A 14,333-nucleotide genomic window follows, 5' to 3' on the forward strand; every position below is an offset into this window, starting at 1 on the left:
CCCGGCGCGAAACAGGACAGCCATCATGAGCGCGTGGCCAGACGGATATGGTCTGCACGTGCTGGAGGAGGTCGACAGCACACTTGACGAGGCTGCACGGATCGCTCCACGGATGGCGGGGCCGGTCTGGATCATGGCGCGGCGGCAGACCAAAGGCCGCGGACGACGCGCCCGGGCATGGGCTGATCCGGCGGGAAACCTGTCCTCGACCCTCGTGATGCGACCCGAGGGAACACCTGCACAGGCGGCGTTGCGCAGTTTCGTGGCGGCCCTTGCCCTGTTCGACGCCGTGGTCGCTGCTACCGGGCGGGCGCAGGGCCTCGCCCTGAAATGGCCGAATGATGTCTTGCTGAACGGGGGTAAACTGGCCGGTATCCTGCTTGAAAGCAGTGGGAGTGGTCAGGGACTGGGGCATCTGGCCATCGGCATCGGCGTGAACCTTGCCGAAGCGCCCGCGCCCGAGGTGGTGGAACCCGGAGCGGTTCGGCCGGTTTCACTCCTATCCGAGACAGGTGTGGCCGTGACACCAGACGAGTTTCTGACCGAACTGGCCGCGGCTTATGCCCGGTTCGAAACGCAGTTCAGGACGCATGGTTTTGGGCCGATCCGTTTGGCCTGGTTGGACCGGGCCGCAAGACTGGGCGAAGTGATCACCGCGCGTACCGGGCGCAGTGAGACCACCGGAACGTTCGAGACGGTGGACGAGCAGGGCAACCTTGTCCTAAACACCGCCGAAGGCCGGGTGAGCATACCGGCTGCGGACATCTACTTCTGAAGGGGGCGGGCGATGCTGCTGGCCATTGATTGCGGCAATACTAACACCGTCTTCTCGATCTGGGATGGCGAGCGTTTCCTGTGCACGCTCAGAACGTCGACCCATCATGCGCGGACGGCCGACGCCTATTTCACCTGGTTTTCTACCCTTCTGAAGCATTATGGGATCGAGCCGGACATCACGGACGTCATCATCTCGTCCACCGTGCCGCGTGTCGTGTTCAACCTGCGTGTCTTTGCCGACCGGTTCTTTGGGTGCCGGCCGCTTGTCGTGGGCAAGCCCGAATGCCTTTTGCCCTTTGCCCCGCGCGTGGACGAGGGGACGCAGGTCGGCCCGGACCGTCTGGTGAATACGGCGGGTGCCTATGACCGCCATGGCGGCGATTTGGTCGTGGTGGATTTTGGTACCGCGACGACCTTTGACGTGGTGGCAAGTGACGGTGCTTACGTGGGTGGGGTGATCGCGCCGGGTGTGAACCTGAGCCTCGAAGCCTTGCACCTGGCTGCGGCGGCCCTGCCGCATGTCGACATCTCGAAACCGCAAAAGGTCATTGGCACCAACACGGTGGAATGCATGCAATCCGGCGTGTTCTGGGGATATGTCGGGCTGGTGCGTGAGATCTGTTCGCGCATCAAGGGCGAGTACGGCACACCGATGAAGGTGGTTTCGACAGGTGGGCTGGCCCCGCTGTTTCAGCAGACCGCCGACCTGTTCGACGCCTTCGAGGATGATTTGACGATGCACGGCCTGACCGTGATTCATCGCTATAACAAGGAAAATGGCTCGGCATGAGCAATGAACGACTGATTTACCTACCGCTCGGCGGCGCCGGCGAGATCGGCATGAACGCCTATGTTTACGGCTATGGAAAACCCGATGAGGAGCGACTGATCCTTGTCGATCTTGGCGTGGCCTTTCCGGATATGGACAGCACACCGGGGGTTGACCTGATCTTTGCCGACATGACCTGGCTGAAAGAGCGCCGGGACCGGCTGGAGGCGATCTTCGTCACCCACGCTCATGAGGATCATCTGGGCGCCGTGTCGCTGTGTTACGAAGAGCTACGCGCGCCGATTTACGCCCGTGCCTTCACGGCGAATCTTGCCCGTCGCAAGATGGAGGAGCGCGGACAACCGCAGGACGCGGTACGTGAAGTGGAGCCATGGCCTGAAACCGTGACTGCGGGACCGTTCACAGTAAGCTTTGCGCCGATCTCGCATTCGATCCCGGAAAGCAACGGACTGGTCATTGACAGCCCGGCAGGCCGTGTCGTGCATTCGGGCGATTTCAAGATCGACCCTGAACCAGTCGTTGGTGAACCCTTTGATCCTGACCTGTGGTCGGCCATTGCAAAGCCCGGGGTCAGGGCGTTGATCTGCGACTCGACCAACGTATTCTCGACCCATGCGGGGCGGTCCGAGTCGGAGCTGGGACCTGCACTCACCAAGCTGGTCGAGCAGGCCGACGGTATGGTCGTCGCCACGACGTTCGCCTCGAACGTGGCGCGGGTCAAGACACTGGCCGAGGCCGGAGAGCGGGCCGGACGGTCGATCGTTCTGCTTGGCCGGGCGATGAGACGCATGATCGAGGCAGCGATTGAGACTGGTGTCTTGACCGATTTTCCCCGCGTGATCGGACCGGAAGAGGCACAGGACATCCCGCGCAATCACCTGATGCTGATCGTGACCGGCAGCCAGGGGGAAAGACGTGCCGCCAGTGCACAGCTTTCGCGCGGCAAGTATCGCGGGATCGAACTGAAGGAGGGCGATCTTTTCCTGTTTTCGTCCAAGACGATTCCCGGAAACGAGCGGGATGTGATCCGTATCATCAACCAGTTGAGTGAAAAGGGCGTGGATGTCGTGGATGACAGCTCGGGCCTGTATCACGTATCGGGTCACGCCAACCGTCCCGATCTGGAGCGGATGCACCAGATCGTCGATCCGCAGATGATCGTTCCGATGCATGGCGAACACCGTCACTTGCGCGAGCATGTCAAACTGGCCGAAGCCAACGGGCGCACCGGGATCGTTGCCGTGAACGGTATGATGCTGGACCTGTCGGGAAATGCGCCCAAGGTGGCCGAATACATCGAGACGGGGCGGACCTATCTGGATGGCTCGATACAGGTTGGTGCGTTGGACGGGGTCATCCGCGACCGAATCCGGATGGCTCTCAACGGGCATGTCACGATTACCGTTATCCTCGATGAAGGGGACGAGCCGCTTGGCGAGCCGTGGTGCGATACGATGGGGCTGGCAGAGACCGGAAACTCTCGCGCTGCGCTGGTCGAGGTGATGGAGGAAGACCTCAACCAGTTCCTGATGCGGGCGGACCCGAAAACGCTGCGCGACGATGACAAGCTGGAGGAGGCCCTGCGCCGCATCGCACGCCAGACGGCGCAAACTGAAATCGGCAAAAAGCCCGAGGTGACGGTCGTCATCAGCCGGATGCGCTGAGGCGTTCTTTAGTGCGTGTCGGGCATCGGGTAACCGTGCAGTCGCAGAAACAGGCTCGCCTCGTCATTGTTGCGGAAATAGGGCACCGAGGCGGGCGGTTCTGGGTCTCGGGCCCGCGCGCCGACCTCGGCCAGCACCACCTCGGTGATGAAGGGCAGGTCGAACTTGCGCGCATCTTTCAGCGGGATCCACTGCAGATGCGATAGCTCGTCGCAAGCGTGGGTGAAATCATCCAGATCGCCCTGGATCTCGCTGGCGTCGACAAGGAAGAACCGCGCGTCGAAACGGCGGGGCCGGCCCGGCGGCGTCAGCGCCCGGAATACGAATTGCAAGCCATGCGCCGCCGGTAGGTGACCGGTCGCGGCAAAGCTCTGCCAGTCGCCTGGCACGGTGCCCGACCATTCGCCGGGCGTGCCGAGTATCAGGCCCGTCTCTTCCCACAGTTCGCGGATGGCGGCGGCGGCTAGCGGATGGGCGAGGTCTGCCTCGGACTGTTCGACCAGCCTTTCGCGGCAGATCTCGGGCAGAGGGGTTGCCAGCGGTATGTTCGCGTCGCCCGCATCCATGGCGCCACCGGGAAAGACGAACTTGTTCGGCATGAACGCCGCCTTGGCGCCGCGCTGGCCCATCAGGATAGCCGGTTCGTCCATCCGGTCGCGCAGCACGATGACTGTGGCCGCGTTTCTGATCGCGCTCTTGTCCTGAACCGTGGTGGCTTGTCCGTTCATGTATCCTCCTGACCCGGCGAAGGGTCAGGTGGTCTTGTCGAACCCGTGCATGCGCCGCGCCCATTGGAAGGCGACCACCGCTCCCTTCAATCTCGGCAGAAGGTAGAGCGAAAGCGCCAGACACCCAAGGGCAAAGATCGCGAATAGTGTAAGCGGCTCGGGGCGCCATTGGACGTATGCGATATGCAGAAGTGGCGCCATCAAGTGGCCCACGATCAGGATGGTCAGATAGGCCGGTCCGTCATCCGCGCGGTGATGGTACAACTCCTCGCCGCATTCCGGGCAGGCGTCATTCACCTTGAGATAGCTGTGCAGGATTGCTCCCTTGCCGCAATTGGGACATTTGCGCCGAAAGCCGGTAAAAAGGGCGGGCCAGATCGGGCGTTCGGCCAGATCGCCGCGGAGGGTTTGTTCGCTCATGCTCTGCCTCGCTTTGCTGGGATCGGGCCGTTTGGGTCCGTCGAAGTCTGAGATAGAGATTTCATCTGCAGGAAGGAAGGAGACATCCGGTCGCGTGGAAAATTTTTTGTTTTCCTTCGACGGAGAAGGCCGTGTCATGCGTTGAAGCTGTATGGTCGGACGGCAAGAGCCGTCGGCGGACCGCAACACCGACACGACAAGGGAAGACCGACAGATGAAACATGCAGGCTTTATCGCGGGGATCGTTTTGGCCGCCATGGCGGTGACAGCAAGCGGGGCGTTGGCCATGGGGCCAGGGCGCCAGATGATGAGCTTCGAGGAACTTGATACCGATGGCAACGGTGAGATCACCCGTGCCGAGATGGAAGGGCATCGCGCTGCGCGGTTTCAGGAAGCGGATACCGATGGCGACGGAAAATTGTCTCTGGACGAGATGCAGGCCCAGGCTCGGCAACGGGCTGACGTCCGAGCCCAAAGGATGATGGAGCATTTGGACGCCGACAAGGACGGTTTCCTGAACCCGGCCGAGATGCCGAAGCACGAGCGCGCCGGAAAGATGTTCGATCGGGCCGACCGCGACGGCAGCGGCGGCATCTCCAAGGCCGAGTTCGAAGAGGCCCAGGCGCGGATGAAGGACCACCGCATGAAGCGGCATGGCAATTCCGCGAAGGAGTGATCGCGCCCGATGCAGGACACTGGCCCGGATAAGGCTACAGGCCGCGGCGGAGTGACCGCCGCGGACCCACATGACGATGGGGCGCTGATAGTGGCGTTCGCCAATGGCGATGCCGAGGCCGCGCGCCTGCTGACCGGGCGACTTGGCCCGCGGGCCTATTCGGTGGCAATGCGGATGTTGGGTAACCGGGCCGAGGCCGAGGACGTCGCACAGGAGGCGATGATGCGTCTCTGGCGCGCTGCCGGGGACTGGCAACACGGCCAGGCGCGTGTATCGACATGGCTGTACCGCGTGGTGCTGAACCTGTGCCTCGACCTCAAACGGCGCAGGCGGACGGTGCATCTGGACGAGGTGCCCGAACCCGAGGATGGCGGGCGGAGTGCCGCCGATTCCATGCAGGAGGCAGCACGCAACGACGCGCTGCAATTGGCCCTTATGAGCCTGCCCGAGCGACAGCGGCAGGCGGTGGTTTTGCGCCACATCGAGGAACTGACAAATCCCGAGATCGCGGGGATCATGGATATCAGCGTCGAGGCGGTCGAAAGCTTGACCGCAAGGGGCAAGCGGGCTTTGGCGCGCAGCCTGCAGGAGCGACGAGATGAGCTGGGGTATGTTGATGGCTGAAGACCAGAAGGAACTCGACGAAATGTTTGCAGCGGCCCGGCGGGAAAGGATGCCTGCCGCGCTGGCCGATCGCATGGTCGCGGATGCTGCGCAGGTTCAGGCGGGCCGGGCGAAAGCTGCTCGGGTCAAACCCAAACGCCGCCCCGCGATCTGGGCGCAACTGCGCGAGGCCTTGGGCGGTTGGACGGGGATGGGAGGTCTTGCAACGGCTTGTGCCGCCGGTCTGTGGGTCGGGTTGGCACCGCCGGCCTTCATGCCCGATCCCGCGCAATTGGTTTATGAAAGCGAGCAAGAGCCCGACCTGTTCGGAGGAACGGACCTGGCGCTGCTTCTGGCGGAGGGAAATTGATGGGTGCTTCGGAACGAAAGAGTCCGCTGTGGATGCGGCTTCTTCTTGGTGTCTCTCTGGCAGCGAACTTGGCAGTCGCGGGGGTGGCGGTTGGCGCACTGCTTCGACATGGCGGTCCTGACCGTCATGGCCCCCCTCGTTCACTCGGCGTTGTCCTGTACCGTGCATTGCCCGAGGATGACCGCCGCGCGTTGCGCGCGGAAAATCGTGATCAACGTGGAGAACGCCGCTTGGAACAAGCCGATGCGCTGGAAACGATGCTGGGAGCCTTGCGCAACGAGCCCTTCGATCCAGCACCCATCATGGTGGTACTGCAAGAACAAGGCGAGGCGACGCGCGCCCGACACCTGGACGTGCAACAGCGCGTCGTCGCCTTGATCGCCGAGATGCCGGGACCGGAAAGGGCAGCTTTTGCTGACAGGATCGAGGATCTGGCCAACCGGCACAAGCCACGGAACTGAGTATCAGGCGGCGGGCAGGGCGCGTGACACGCGATTGCGCCCCGACCCCTTGGCTGCATAGAGAGCGCGGTCGGCCTGGTCCATCAACCGGGCCAAGAGTGCCTCTGGCGGATCTTCGACGAGGTGATCGGTGACAACGAGGCCAACACTCATCGTGACCGACAGTGGTTGCCCCCTTGCGGGCAGGAGAAACGGTCGGCATTCGATCGCGTGACACAGGTCTGACGCCAGCTGCTCTGCCATGGCGGACGTCTGAACAGGTTGGGCCAAGAGAAACTCCTCTCCTCCGACGCGGGCTGCCAAGGCCCCGTCCGCAAGCAGCGACGTCATGCGGCGGGAGGTCTCGATCAGGACGGTGTCGCCTGCAGCATGGCCAAAGCTGTCATTGATCCGTTTGAAATAGTCGAGGTCGGCCAACATGAACGCGAGGACCTGGCCCTTGGCGTGCGCTTCGCGAAGAAGTGAGTGGACTGCAGGGGCCGCGTAGCGGCGGTTATGCAGCCCGGTCATCGGATCGCGAACGGCCGCGCGCAGGCCTTCGCGGACCGAGTTGCGCATCCCATCAGCGCGAGCCTTGCGACGCAGCTGAGTCTCAAGCCGCAAAGCCAGTTCCTCGGCACCGAAGCCTAGGGACATCACGTCATCGGCCCCGCGATCAAGCGCTTCCGCGGCTAGGGTTCCGTCTCCAGCGGGAGCGACAGCGATCAGGGCCGCATTGCGCGTCAGGGCACGGGCGCGAAGGTCGGCCAGCAGGCGCAGACCCGAGCCGGTGCGGTCGATTTCGACGACCACAGCGTCAGGGCTTTCACGGTTCAACATTTTCAACACCCGGTCGGCGCGATGCAGCGCGATGCGGTGCCGTGAATGCGGTGCAAGCCAGTTTCGCCAAAGAGCGCCGGTGTCGGCCGAGTCGGTGATCAGCGCGATTTCAGCGGTTCGAGGTACGTCGAAATGTGCCGCAGGCTCTGACAGGCCCATCTCGGGGCGTCCTTCGTGAAGCCCGTCGGAGCGGCCATGACAACGAAGGAGGCTGCGGATACGGGCCAGCAGCATCGCATCGTCATATGGCTGGCCGATCACGTCATCGATTCCTGCCTCCAACGCTCTGAGGCGGGCGGTGCGGTCGTTCTGTGCGGTGATGGCAATGACAGGGATATCGGCGAGGTCGGCTTCGCCCTGCAGCAATTTGCGCAACTCGACGGCATTGCCGTCAGGAAGGCTCATCGCCGTCAGGATCAGGTCGGGCCGGGTCCGGCGTAGCAGCTTTTCAATCCCCTCGAGCCGGTCGCCCTGCACAACGTCGTACCAGGCTGCCCCAAGCTGGACTTTCAGCATGATACGATTGGTCGAGACGCCGTCGAGAACCAGTATCTTTCCCTTCACCGCCAGAGCCCTTCCGAGAGTTGTTTCCAATTCTTTACGAACTCTTTATTAGACTGGTTAATAAACCCTTTCCGAAACCGTGGACCCATCCCCGATATGCCGAATTCCGCCGATGCCGCCGAAACGCTTGCGTTGGGCGTACTTGCCTGGCTTGTCGCCAATGAAGACCTGTTGCCCGTCTTCCTGGGCGCGACTGGCGCCTCGGAGGCAGACCTGCGCGCGCGGGCAGGGGATAGGGATTTCCTGGTTTCCGTTCTGGATTTCCTCGTGATGGACGATCTCTGGGTGGTCGCCTTTTGTGATGCGACGGGCACTGCCTATGACCGGCCGGAGCGAGCGCGGGCGATGTTGGCGGGCGCGGCCGGCACGCATTGGACCTGATCGGAGGCGAGATGACGATCGAGGCGATCATTTTCGACAAGGACGGCACGCTGTTTGATTTTGCAGCGACCTGGTCTGCCTTTGCGCGCGCTTTGATCGAGCGGATCAGCGAGGGTGACACAAGCCGCGCCGAACGGATTGGTGCGCGGCTTGGCTTCGAGCTTGAGACCGGAACCTTTGCCCCCGACAGTGTGGTGATCGCGGCAACGCCCGCCGAGATCGCCGAGGTTCTGTATCCTGAATTGCCGCGGATGAGCAGCGCCGAGATCGTCGACATGTTGAATGACGAGGCAGAACGTGCGCCGCAGGTCGAAGCGGTCGAACTGGTCACTTTTCTGAGCGATCTGCGGACCCGCGGTTTGCGCCTCGGGGTTGCCACCAACGATGCCGAGGCCCCGGCGTTGGCACATCTCGGGGCGGCAGGCGTACAGGATCGGTTCGACTTCATTGCCGGGTTCGACAGCGGTTACGGGGCGAAACCGTTGCCGGGACAGTTGCTGGCCTTTGCCGACCACGTGGGCATTGCGCCGGAACGCGTGGCGATGGTGGGCGACAGCCTGCACGACCTTCTGGCAGGACGAGCGGCTGGTATGAGGACGATTGGCGTGCTGACGGGTATCGCACGCGAGGCAGACCTTTCAGCGCATGCGGATGTCGTCCTGCCGCATATCGGCCATATCCCGTCATGGTTGGAAGCGATCCGGCCCAGCAGCGAGATTTCCGGACTCTGATCTCAAAAACGACTGCGCCCGTCGCAAACGGAACGGCAGGTGCCGCTACGCTTTGGCCTTCTGGAGGACAAGGCGGCGTGGGAGGTTTTTGCCATGGCAGATGTTATGACGCGCAAGCGACGCGGCGGTGGTCGTGCGGGGGCAGCGGCCCGTCGTGGGGCGGCGGTGATCGACCAGATGCCTTGGCGCATCCCGGTCAATACGGACCGTCCGACAGAGCCGCTTGACGAGGACGGCATTCAGGCGATCCATGACGGCGCGATGCGCATCCTCGAAGAGATCGGTGTCGTATTCCTGAACGAAGAAGCACTGGGAATACTGCGCGAAGCCGGGTGCCGCGTCGAGGGCGACCTTGTCCGGATGGATCGCGATTTCGTCATGGAAATGGTAGGTCGGGCCCCAAGCGAATTCACCATCACGCCGCGCAACCCGGACCGAAAGATTACGATCGGCGGCAACAAGCTGCTATTCGGCAATGTCTCGTCGCCACCGAATTACTGGGATATGGAGATCGGAAGGAAGGTGCCCGGTACGCGCGAGCAATGCGCCAACCTGCTGAAGCTGACGCAGTACTTCAACTGCATCCATTTCGCCGGCGGTTATCCGGTAGAGCCGGTTGATATCCATGCCAGCATCCGGCATCTCGACGTGCTTTATGACAAGCTGACTTTGAGCGACAAGGTCATGCATGCCTACAGCCTCGGCAAGGAACGCGTCGAGGATGTCATGGAGATGGTGCGGATCGGCGGCGGGTGGAGCGACGAGGAGTTCGAGGCCACGCCGCGCATGTACACCAACATCAACTCCACGTCGCCGCTCAAGCATGACCACCCGATGATCGACGGTTGCCTTCGGATGGCCCGGCGCGGGCAGGGAATCGTGGTGACGCCATTTACCCTGGCCGGGGCGATGGCCCCGGTGACGATGGCGGGTGCCGTTGCGCAATCGCTGGCCGAGGCGCTGTGCGCCATCGCGTTGTTCCAGTACGTCCGCCCAGGTATTCCCTGCGTGATCGGCACCTTCACCTCGAACGTGGATATGAAAACCGGTGCACCCGCGTTCGGGACGCCGGAATACATGCGCTCGACCCAGATGACAGGGCAGATGGCCCGGTTCTACGGTTTGCCGATGCGTTCCTCCGGTGTTTGCGCAGCAAACGTGCCGGACGGACAGGCGATGTGGGAGACGTCCAATTCGCTCTGGGCTGCGGTGCAGAGCCGCTCCAACATGGTGTATCATGCGGCGGGATGGCTTGAGGGCGGGCTGATTGCCAGCCCGGAGAAGTTCATCATGGATTGCGAGATTCTCCAGCAGATCCAGCGCTACATGGAGCCGGAGGTGGTGGCGACCGGCCCCGACGAGATTGCGCTGGACGCAATCAAGGCGGTTGGAAACGAAGGGCATTTCTTTGGAATCCAACATACGCAGGACCGATACACCACGGCGTTCTACCAGCCGTTCCTGAGCGACTGGAAGAATTACGAAGGCTGGGAAGCGGCAGGCGGAATCTGGACGGCCGAGCGCGCCCATCACAAGTTCAAGGAGATTATTGGCAGCTTCGAGCCGCCGCCGATGGAAGACGGAATCCGTGAAGAGCTTGCCGATTTCGTCGCGCGCAGAAAGTCCGAAGGTGGCGCGCCCACCGATTTCTGACCGCTGAATCGCGCATGACCTTGCGCCCTTTCTCTGGTCGTTGCCACCGCCTGTCGATACGCTGCCTGTGAGAAGTCGCAAAAGGGCGCGGAACATGGACGGCGACCGGCAGAAGATCGAGAACCGCTTGTTGATGGCGCTCGCCGGGGCGGTCGCCGGCGCTGCGTTGTGGGTGCTGAGCGAACACTGGACCGATCCCGGTATCGACCCGGCGCTTTTCGTGGCGGCATTCGCATTTGTTACCGGCTATGCCACGGTCGCGCTTGCTCTGGCCGGGCCGGTCCCCTTGGCGCGGGCCTTGTGGGTCGCGCTTCTCGTTGTTGTTCCCTCCACCGTGTTGCTGAGTGTCGCCGGATTTCGCTACGAGGTCTCGACCGAGGTGCTTGACAGGCCACATATGTTGGTCGGCTGGGCGATCCTTGTCTTTTTCGCAACGCCTTTCTGTTCGGTCTGGGCACAGGACAGAAGCGCTGTTTTCTCATACGCGCAACTGTTCGAAACGGCGTGGACACTGACCGTCCGATACGCCCTGGCAGCGGTTTTCGTGCTGGGATTCTGGCTAGTTGTCTTTCTGTCCAGCGCGTTGTTGGAACTGGTCGAAATTGACGTGTTGCAACAATTGCTGCGCACTGACTGGCTCGTCTTCACGCTCAGCGGTGCGGTGATGGGACTTGCTCTGGCTGTTCTGCACGAGTTGCGGGACAGGCTGTCGCCTTTCCTCGTGCTGCGCCTGACACGGCTGCTTGTTCCCGTGGTTCTAGGCGTCATCGTGGTGTTCCTGGCGGCGTTGCCTTTGCGCGGATTGTCCCGTCTTTTCGGCGAGTTTTCCTCCGCAGGAACACTGATGGCGGTGACGATTGCCGCGATCACCCTCATCTCGACCGCACTTGATCGGGACCGCGCGCACGAGGTCGAAAGCCCCGGTTTGCGACTTGCCACGCGAATCCTCGCCGTACTTGTGCCGCTTCTGGCCGGGCTTGCACTCTGGGCGATCGTGTTGCGGGTCACGGCCTATGGCTGGACGCCGGAGCGTTGGTTGGCCGCATATGTGGCGGCGTTCCTGATGGCCTATTGCGTACTCTATGCGCTGGCGACGCCTTGGGCGCGCTGGACCTCGTACATTCGCATGATCAATGTCGCGATGGCGGGTGCCGTCATCTTCGGTTCTGCACTTTGGCTGACACCTGCAGTCCAGATCTATCGCATGTCGGCCAATAGCCAGCTTGACCGTTTCGCCCAAGGCAAAACGGAGGCGAGCGAACTGCCGCTTTGGCAGATGCATAACGATTGGGGGCGCGCAGGGCGTGCGGCTCTTGCCCGGCTAGAGGCGCAGGCCGACCCTGAATTGACCGACCTTGTCGCGCTTGCGCGCGAGGCTGAAAGCCGATTTGCGTATGATCGCGGGGCGCTTACGGCACGGCGTCCGGGGCGAGTCGAACGGTTGCTCACCCTGTTGCCCGTCCGTCCCGAGGGGGCAATGCTGAACCCTTCTGACATAGCAGGTCTGCCGGAGTTCCGACTGGAGGCGTTGATCGATGGGTGTCAGCGCAGCCTGCCTGATGGCCGTCCCGGCTGCGTGCTGATCCGGGGTACCTTCATGCCCAATGCACCCGCGGATGCCCAAGGCATGATATTGAGCCGGGTCGACGAGCAGCAGGTAGACGTGACATACATCTTGCATGACCGTCCCCAGGCACCCCGATTGCGTGGGGCGTTCGATCCCCTGAAAGAGGTCTGGCCGACACTATCGGTCGAGGATCTGACTGCCGCCCTGGATGGCGAATATTCTGTCGCGCCGTCCGGTGTGGAAGCTCTTTTTATCGGCGGTCATGTCCTTGCGCCGGGTGATTGACGCTAAAGAAGTCAAGTGTTGGAGGTTTGTTAAGGATTTTCCAGGCACAGTTCGTTAACGCAGAACCTGGGGACGGACATGCACGGGCTGGTCAACAGAGCCTTACAATCCTTCGTTTGCGGCAATTATGGCCACGATCGCTGGATTCGGATAACCGAAGCCGCACAGCTGGGCTTCGTAGAGTTCGAGGCAATGCTCCTCTATGACGACGCTACTTCCCTCCGCCTGCTCGACGCCATCTGTTCGGAACTCGCTCGGCCCCAGGAAGAGGTACTGGAAGATCTCGGTACGTATCTCGTCTCGAACCCGAGCACCGAGGCCCTGCGCAGGTTGTTGCGTTTCGGCGGAGTGAATTACCTGGAGTTCCTACACTCGCTCGATGATCTGTCGGACAGGGCAAGGCTTGCGGTTTCGGACCTGGTACTGCCGGCGCTCGAACTGCACGAACATGCACATGGCCGGTTCACTCTGAACTGCCATCCGGGATTGCCGGGCTATTCGTACGTGATGATGGGAATCCTTCGCACCATGGCGGACGACTACGGTGCTTTGGTCATGCTGGAACACGAGGGGCATGCGGGTGAGGGGGAACTTATCTCGATCACGCTGGTCGAAAGCGCATTTTCGGAAGGACGAAGCTTTGAGTTGGGGGTGAGAACGGGATGAGGCGAGAGGATCTGTCGTTGTTGCTCGCCCGGCTCTGCCCGATGAATGTTATGCTCGACAGAGCCGGGCGTGTGACGCATGTCGGTCCGACGCTGCAGAAGTTGCGCCCGGAAACCCTCATGATCGGTGAGCCGTTTCTGGACCATTTCGCGCTGATCCGGCCACGTTCAGTCACCTCGATGGCAGGGTTGCTCGAATCGACTGGTGCCAAGCTCCACCTGCGCTTTCGAGACGAGCCGGAAACCGCCTTGAAAGGCCAGATTGTTCCCTTGGACAGAGGCGAGGGCGCAGTGGTCAACCTGTCCTTTGGCATTTCTATCCTGGAGGCCGTCAAAGACTATGACCTCTCCAGCGCAGATTTCTCGGCGACGGATTTGGCGATCGAGCTCCTCTACCTGGTCGAGGCAAAGTCCGCAGCCATGGAGGCATCTCGTACGCTGAATCAGCGCTTGCAGGGTGCGATGATCGCTGCCGAAGAACGGGCGTTTACCGACACTTTGACCGGCTTGAAAAACCGAAGAGCCATGAACCACATCCTTTCGCGCTTGCTGGCCAGCGGTGCTCCGTTCGCCTTGATGCATCTGGATCTTGATTACTTCAAATCCGTGAATGACACGCTCGGTCACGCCGCAGGGGACCACGTGCTGCAACATGTTGCCCGGCTGATGGTGGAAGAAACCCGGAATGACGACACCGTGGCACGCATCGGAGGGGACGAGTTCGTTCTGATGTTTCGCAACCTGCATGATCGCGATCGGTTGAACGGCATCGCAGATAGGCTCATCGCGCGGCTGGAGGAGCCCATACCTTTTGGCGATGACATCTGCCGCATTTCGGCGAGCATTGGAACGGCGCTTTCGGCTCAATTCCGCGCGCCTGATGGAGCGCAGATCCTGCACGCGGCGGATATCGCGCTCTATGCAGCCAAGCGGCAGGGTAAAGCGTGTCACCGGTTTTTCGACCAAGAAACGCTTGGTGAAATTGATAACGAGATCCAAGCTCCCTGCCATACTGAAACTTGAGAAATTGCGATTTGTCATCCGGGATCAGCGACTTGCCGAGCGCGTAGGGTCAGGACTTCGGTAACGGGTCTCTCTCAGTCAAGAGATTTCGGCCAAGCGATTTGGTCCCGCCGACGGGCTATTCCTGCTCGGTCGATCCGCTCGACGTCTCGCGGC

At 61.9% G+C, this 14,333-nt stretch carries 16 protein-coding genes; 13 read left to right on the plus strand and 3 right to left on the minus strand.

All coding sequences use genetic code 11. The annotated features are described in order from the left end of the window. Positions 1-25: 25 nt before the first annotated feature. From ACFORG_RS18510 to ACFORG_RS18520, 3 genes are read left to right on the plus strand one after another with little or no spacing between them, the layout of a single operon-like run. Positions 26-775: a biotin--[acetyl-CoA-carboxylase] ligase gene (locus ACFORG_RS18510; protein ID WP_386737021.1), complete on the plus strand. Its 750-nt coding sequence runs from the start codon at positions 26-28 to the stop codon at positions 773-775. Positions 776-787: 12 nt separating this feature from the next. Next, positions 788-1,567, plus strand: coding sequence for a type III pantothenate kinase (locus ACFORG_RS18515; RefSeq protein ID WP_386737022.1), 780 nt, complete (start codon positions 788-790; stop codon positions 1,565-1,567). Continuing rightward, on the plus strand, positions 1,564-3,231 hold the full coding sequence (locus tag ACFORG_RS18520; protein WP_386737023.1) for a ribonuclease J: 1,668 nt from the start codon (positions 1,564-1,566) through the stop codon (positions 3,229-3,231). The genes ACFORG_RS18515 and ACFORG_RS18520 overlap by 4 nt, the downstream gene beginning before the upstream one ends. 8 nt (positions 3,232-3,239) lie before the next feature. Here ACFORG_RS18520 and ACFORG_RS18525 read toward each other — a convergent pair whose 3' ends face one another. Both ACFORG_RS18525 and ACFORG_RS18530 read right to left on the minus strand, forming a co-directional pair. Then, positions 3,240-3,959 carry an NUDIX hydrolase gene (locus tag ACFORG_RS18525; protein ID WP_386737024.1) on the minus strand — a complete coding sequence of 240 codons (720 nt, stop codon included), beginning with the start codon at positions 3,957-3,959 and terminating at the stop codon, positions 3,240-3,242. Positions 3,960-3,983: 24 nt separating this feature from the next. Continuing rightward, a complete protein-coding gene (locus ACFORG_RS18530; protein WP_386737025.1) occupies positions 3,984-4,379 on the minus strand; it encodes a DUF983 domain-containing protein in 396 nt (131 codons plus the stop codon). A gap of 214 nt (positions 4,380-4,593) precedes the next feature. Here ACFORG_RS18530 and ACFORG_RS18535 point away from each other — a divergent pair, with 214 nt between their 5' ends. The 4 genes from ACFORG_RS18535 to ACFORG_RS18550 are packed head-to-tail and all read left to right on the plus strand — an operon-like array spanning position 4,594 to position 6,489. Further along, positions 4,594-5,055 (plus strand): EF-hand domain-containing protein, encoded by a 462-nt coding sequence (locus tag ACFORG_RS18535; protein WP_386737026.1) that lies wholly within the window; start codon positions 4,594-4,596, stop codon positions 5,053-5,055. A gap of 9 nt (positions 5,056-5,064) precedes the next feature. Further along, the gene (locus ACFORG_RS18540; protein ID WP_386737028.1) at positions 5,065-5,679 is read left to right on the plus strand and encodes an RNA polymerase sigma factor; all 615 of its coding nucleotides are present in this window, start codon (positions 5,065-5,067) and stop codon (positions 5,677-5,679) included. Then, positions 5,654-6,028 carry a hypothetical protein gene (locus ACFORG_RS18545; protein ID WP_386737029.1) on the plus strand — a complete coding sequence of 125 codons (375 nt, stop codon included), beginning with the start codon at positions 5,654-5,656 and terminating at the stop codon, positions 6,026-6,028. Before ACFORG_RS18540 ends, ACFORG_RS18545 begins: the two co-directional genes overlap by 26 nt. Before the next feature lie 32 nt (positions 6,029-6,060). Further along, entirely contained in the window at positions 6,061-6,489 is a 429-nt protein-coding gene (locus tag ACFORG_RS18550; RefSeq protein WP_386737030.1) for a periplasmic heavy metal sensor, read from the plus strand. 3 nt (positions 6,490-6,492) lie between these two features. On the opposite strand, the gene ACFORG_RS18555 is transcribed toward ACFORG_RS18550, so the two are convergent. After that, a complete protein-coding gene (locus ACFORG_RS18555; protein WP_386737031.1) occupies positions 6,493-7,872 on the minus strand; it encodes a diguanylate cyclase domain-containing protein in 1,380 nt (459 codons plus the stop codon). A gap of 96 nt (positions 7,873-7,968) precedes the next feature. Between ACFORG_RS18555 and ACFORG_RS18560 the strand changes: the two genes are divergently transcribed. The 6 genes from ACFORG_RS18560 to ACFORG_RS18585 all read left to right on the plus strand — a co-directional run bounded on the left by ACFORG_RS18560 (position 7,969) and on the right by ACFORG_RS18585 (position 14,177). Continuing rightward, entirely contained in the window at positions 7,969-8,253 is a 285-nt protein-coding gene (locus ACFORG_RS18560; protein ID WP_386737032.1) for a DUF3572 domain-containing protein, read from the plus strand. A gap of 11 nt (positions 8,254-8,264) precedes the next feature. After that, entirely contained in the window at positions 8,265-8,984 is a 720-nt protein-coding gene (locus tag ACFORG_RS18565) for an HAD family hydrolase (protein ID WP_386737033.1), read from the plus strand. A gap of 93 nt (positions 8,985-9,077) precedes the next feature. Next, on the plus strand, positions 9,078-10,637 hold the full coding sequence (locus ACFORG_RS18570) for a trimethylamine methyltransferase family protein (RefSeq protein WP_386737054.1): 1,560 nt from the start codon (positions 9,078-9,080) through the stop codon (positions 10,635-10,637). Positions 10,638-10,731: 94 nt separating this feature from the next. Further along, entirely contained in the window at positions 10,732-12,489 is a 1,758-nt protein-coding gene (locus ACFORG_RS18575; protein WP_386737034.1) for a DUF4153 domain-containing protein, read from the plus strand. Positions 12,490-12,567: 78 nt separating this feature from the next. Then, positions 12,568-13,155: a heme NO-binding domain-containing protein gene (locus tag ACFORG_RS18580; RefSeq protein WP_386737035.1), complete on the plus strand. Its 588-nt coding sequence runs from the start codon at positions 12,568-12,570 to the stop codon at positions 13,153-13,155. Beyond that, on the plus strand, positions 13,152-14,177 hold the full coding sequence (locus tag ACFORG_RS18585; RefSeq protein ID WP_386737036.1) for a diguanylate cyclase domain-containing protein: 1,026 nt from the start codon (positions 13,152-13,154) through the stop codon (positions 14,175-14,177). Before ACFORG_RS18580 ends, ACFORG_RS18585 begins: the two co-directional genes overlap by 4 nt. Positions 14,178-14,333: the final 156 nt, after the last annotated feature.

It is taken from the genome of Lutimaribacter marinistellae, assembly GCF_042648365.1.
Classification (GTDB): Bacteria; Pseudomonadota; Alphaproteobacteria; order Rhodobacterales; family Rhodobacteraceae; genus Lutimaribacter_A; species Lutimaribacter_A marinistellae.

Bases quoted from the DNA above. Each gene is read 5' to 3' on its own strand.
- ACFORG_RS18550 (WP_386737030.1), top strand. From the start codon at position 6,061: ATGCGGCTTCTTCTTGGTGTCTCTCTGGCAGCGAACTTGGCAGTCGCG.
- ACFORG_RS18565 (WP_386737033.1), top strand. From the start codon at position 8,265: ATGACGATCGAGGCGATCATTTTCGACAAGGACGGCACGCTGTTTGAT.
- ACFORG_RS18545 (WP_386737029.1), top strand. From the start codon at position 5,654: ATGAGCTGGGGTATGTTGATGGCTGAAGACCAGAAGGAACTCGACGAA.
- ACFORG_RS18515 (WP_386737022.1), top strand. From the start codon at position 788: ATGCTGCTGGCCATTGATTGCGGCAATACTAACACCGTCTTCTCGATC.
- ACFORG_RS18540 (WP_386737028.1), top strand. From the start codon at position 5,065: ATGCAGGACACTGGCCCGGATAAGGCTACAGGCCGCGGCGGAGTGACC.
- ACFORG_RS18530 (WP_386737025.1), bottom strand. From the start codon at position 4,379: ATGAGCGAACAAACCCTCCGCGGCGATCTGGCCGAACGCCCGATCTGG.
- ACFORG_RS18585 (WP_386737036.1), top strand. From the start codon at position 13,152: ATGAGGCGAGAGGATCTGTCGTTGTTGCTCGCCCGGCTCTGCCCGATG.
- ACFORG_RS18520 (WP_386737023.1), top strand. From the start codon at position 1,564: ATGAGCAATGAACGACTGATTTACCTACCGCTCGGCGGCGCCGGCGAG.
- ACFORG_RS18575 (WP_386737034.1), top strand. From the start codon at position 10,732: ATGGACGGCGACCGGCAGAAGATCGAGAACCGCTTGTTGATGGCGCTC.
- ACFORG_RS18525 (WP_386737024.1), bottom strand. From the start codon at position 3,959: ATGAACGGACAAGCCACCACGGTTCAGGACAAGAGCGCGATCAGAAAC.
- ACFORG_RS18570 (WP_386737054.1), top strand. From the start codon at position 9,078: ATGGCAGATGTTATGACGCGCAAGCGACGCGGCGGTGGTCGTGCGGGG.
- ACFORG_RS18510 (WP_386737021.1), top strand. From the start codon at position 26: ATGAGCGCGTGGCCAGACGGATATGGTCTGCACGTGCTGGAGGAGGTC.
- ACFORG_RS18535 (WP_386737026.1), top strand. From the start codon at position 4,594: ATGAAACATGCAGGCTTTATCGCGGGGATCGTTTTGGCCGCCATGGCG.
- ACFORG_RS18560 (WP_386737032.1), top strand. From the start codon at position 7,969: ATGCCGAATTCCGCCGATGCCGCCGAAACGCTTGCGTTGGGCGTACTT.
- ACFORG_RS18580 (WP_386737035.1), top strand. From the start codon at position 12,568: ATGCACGGGCTGGTCAACAGAGCCTTACAATCCTTCGTTTGCGGCAAT.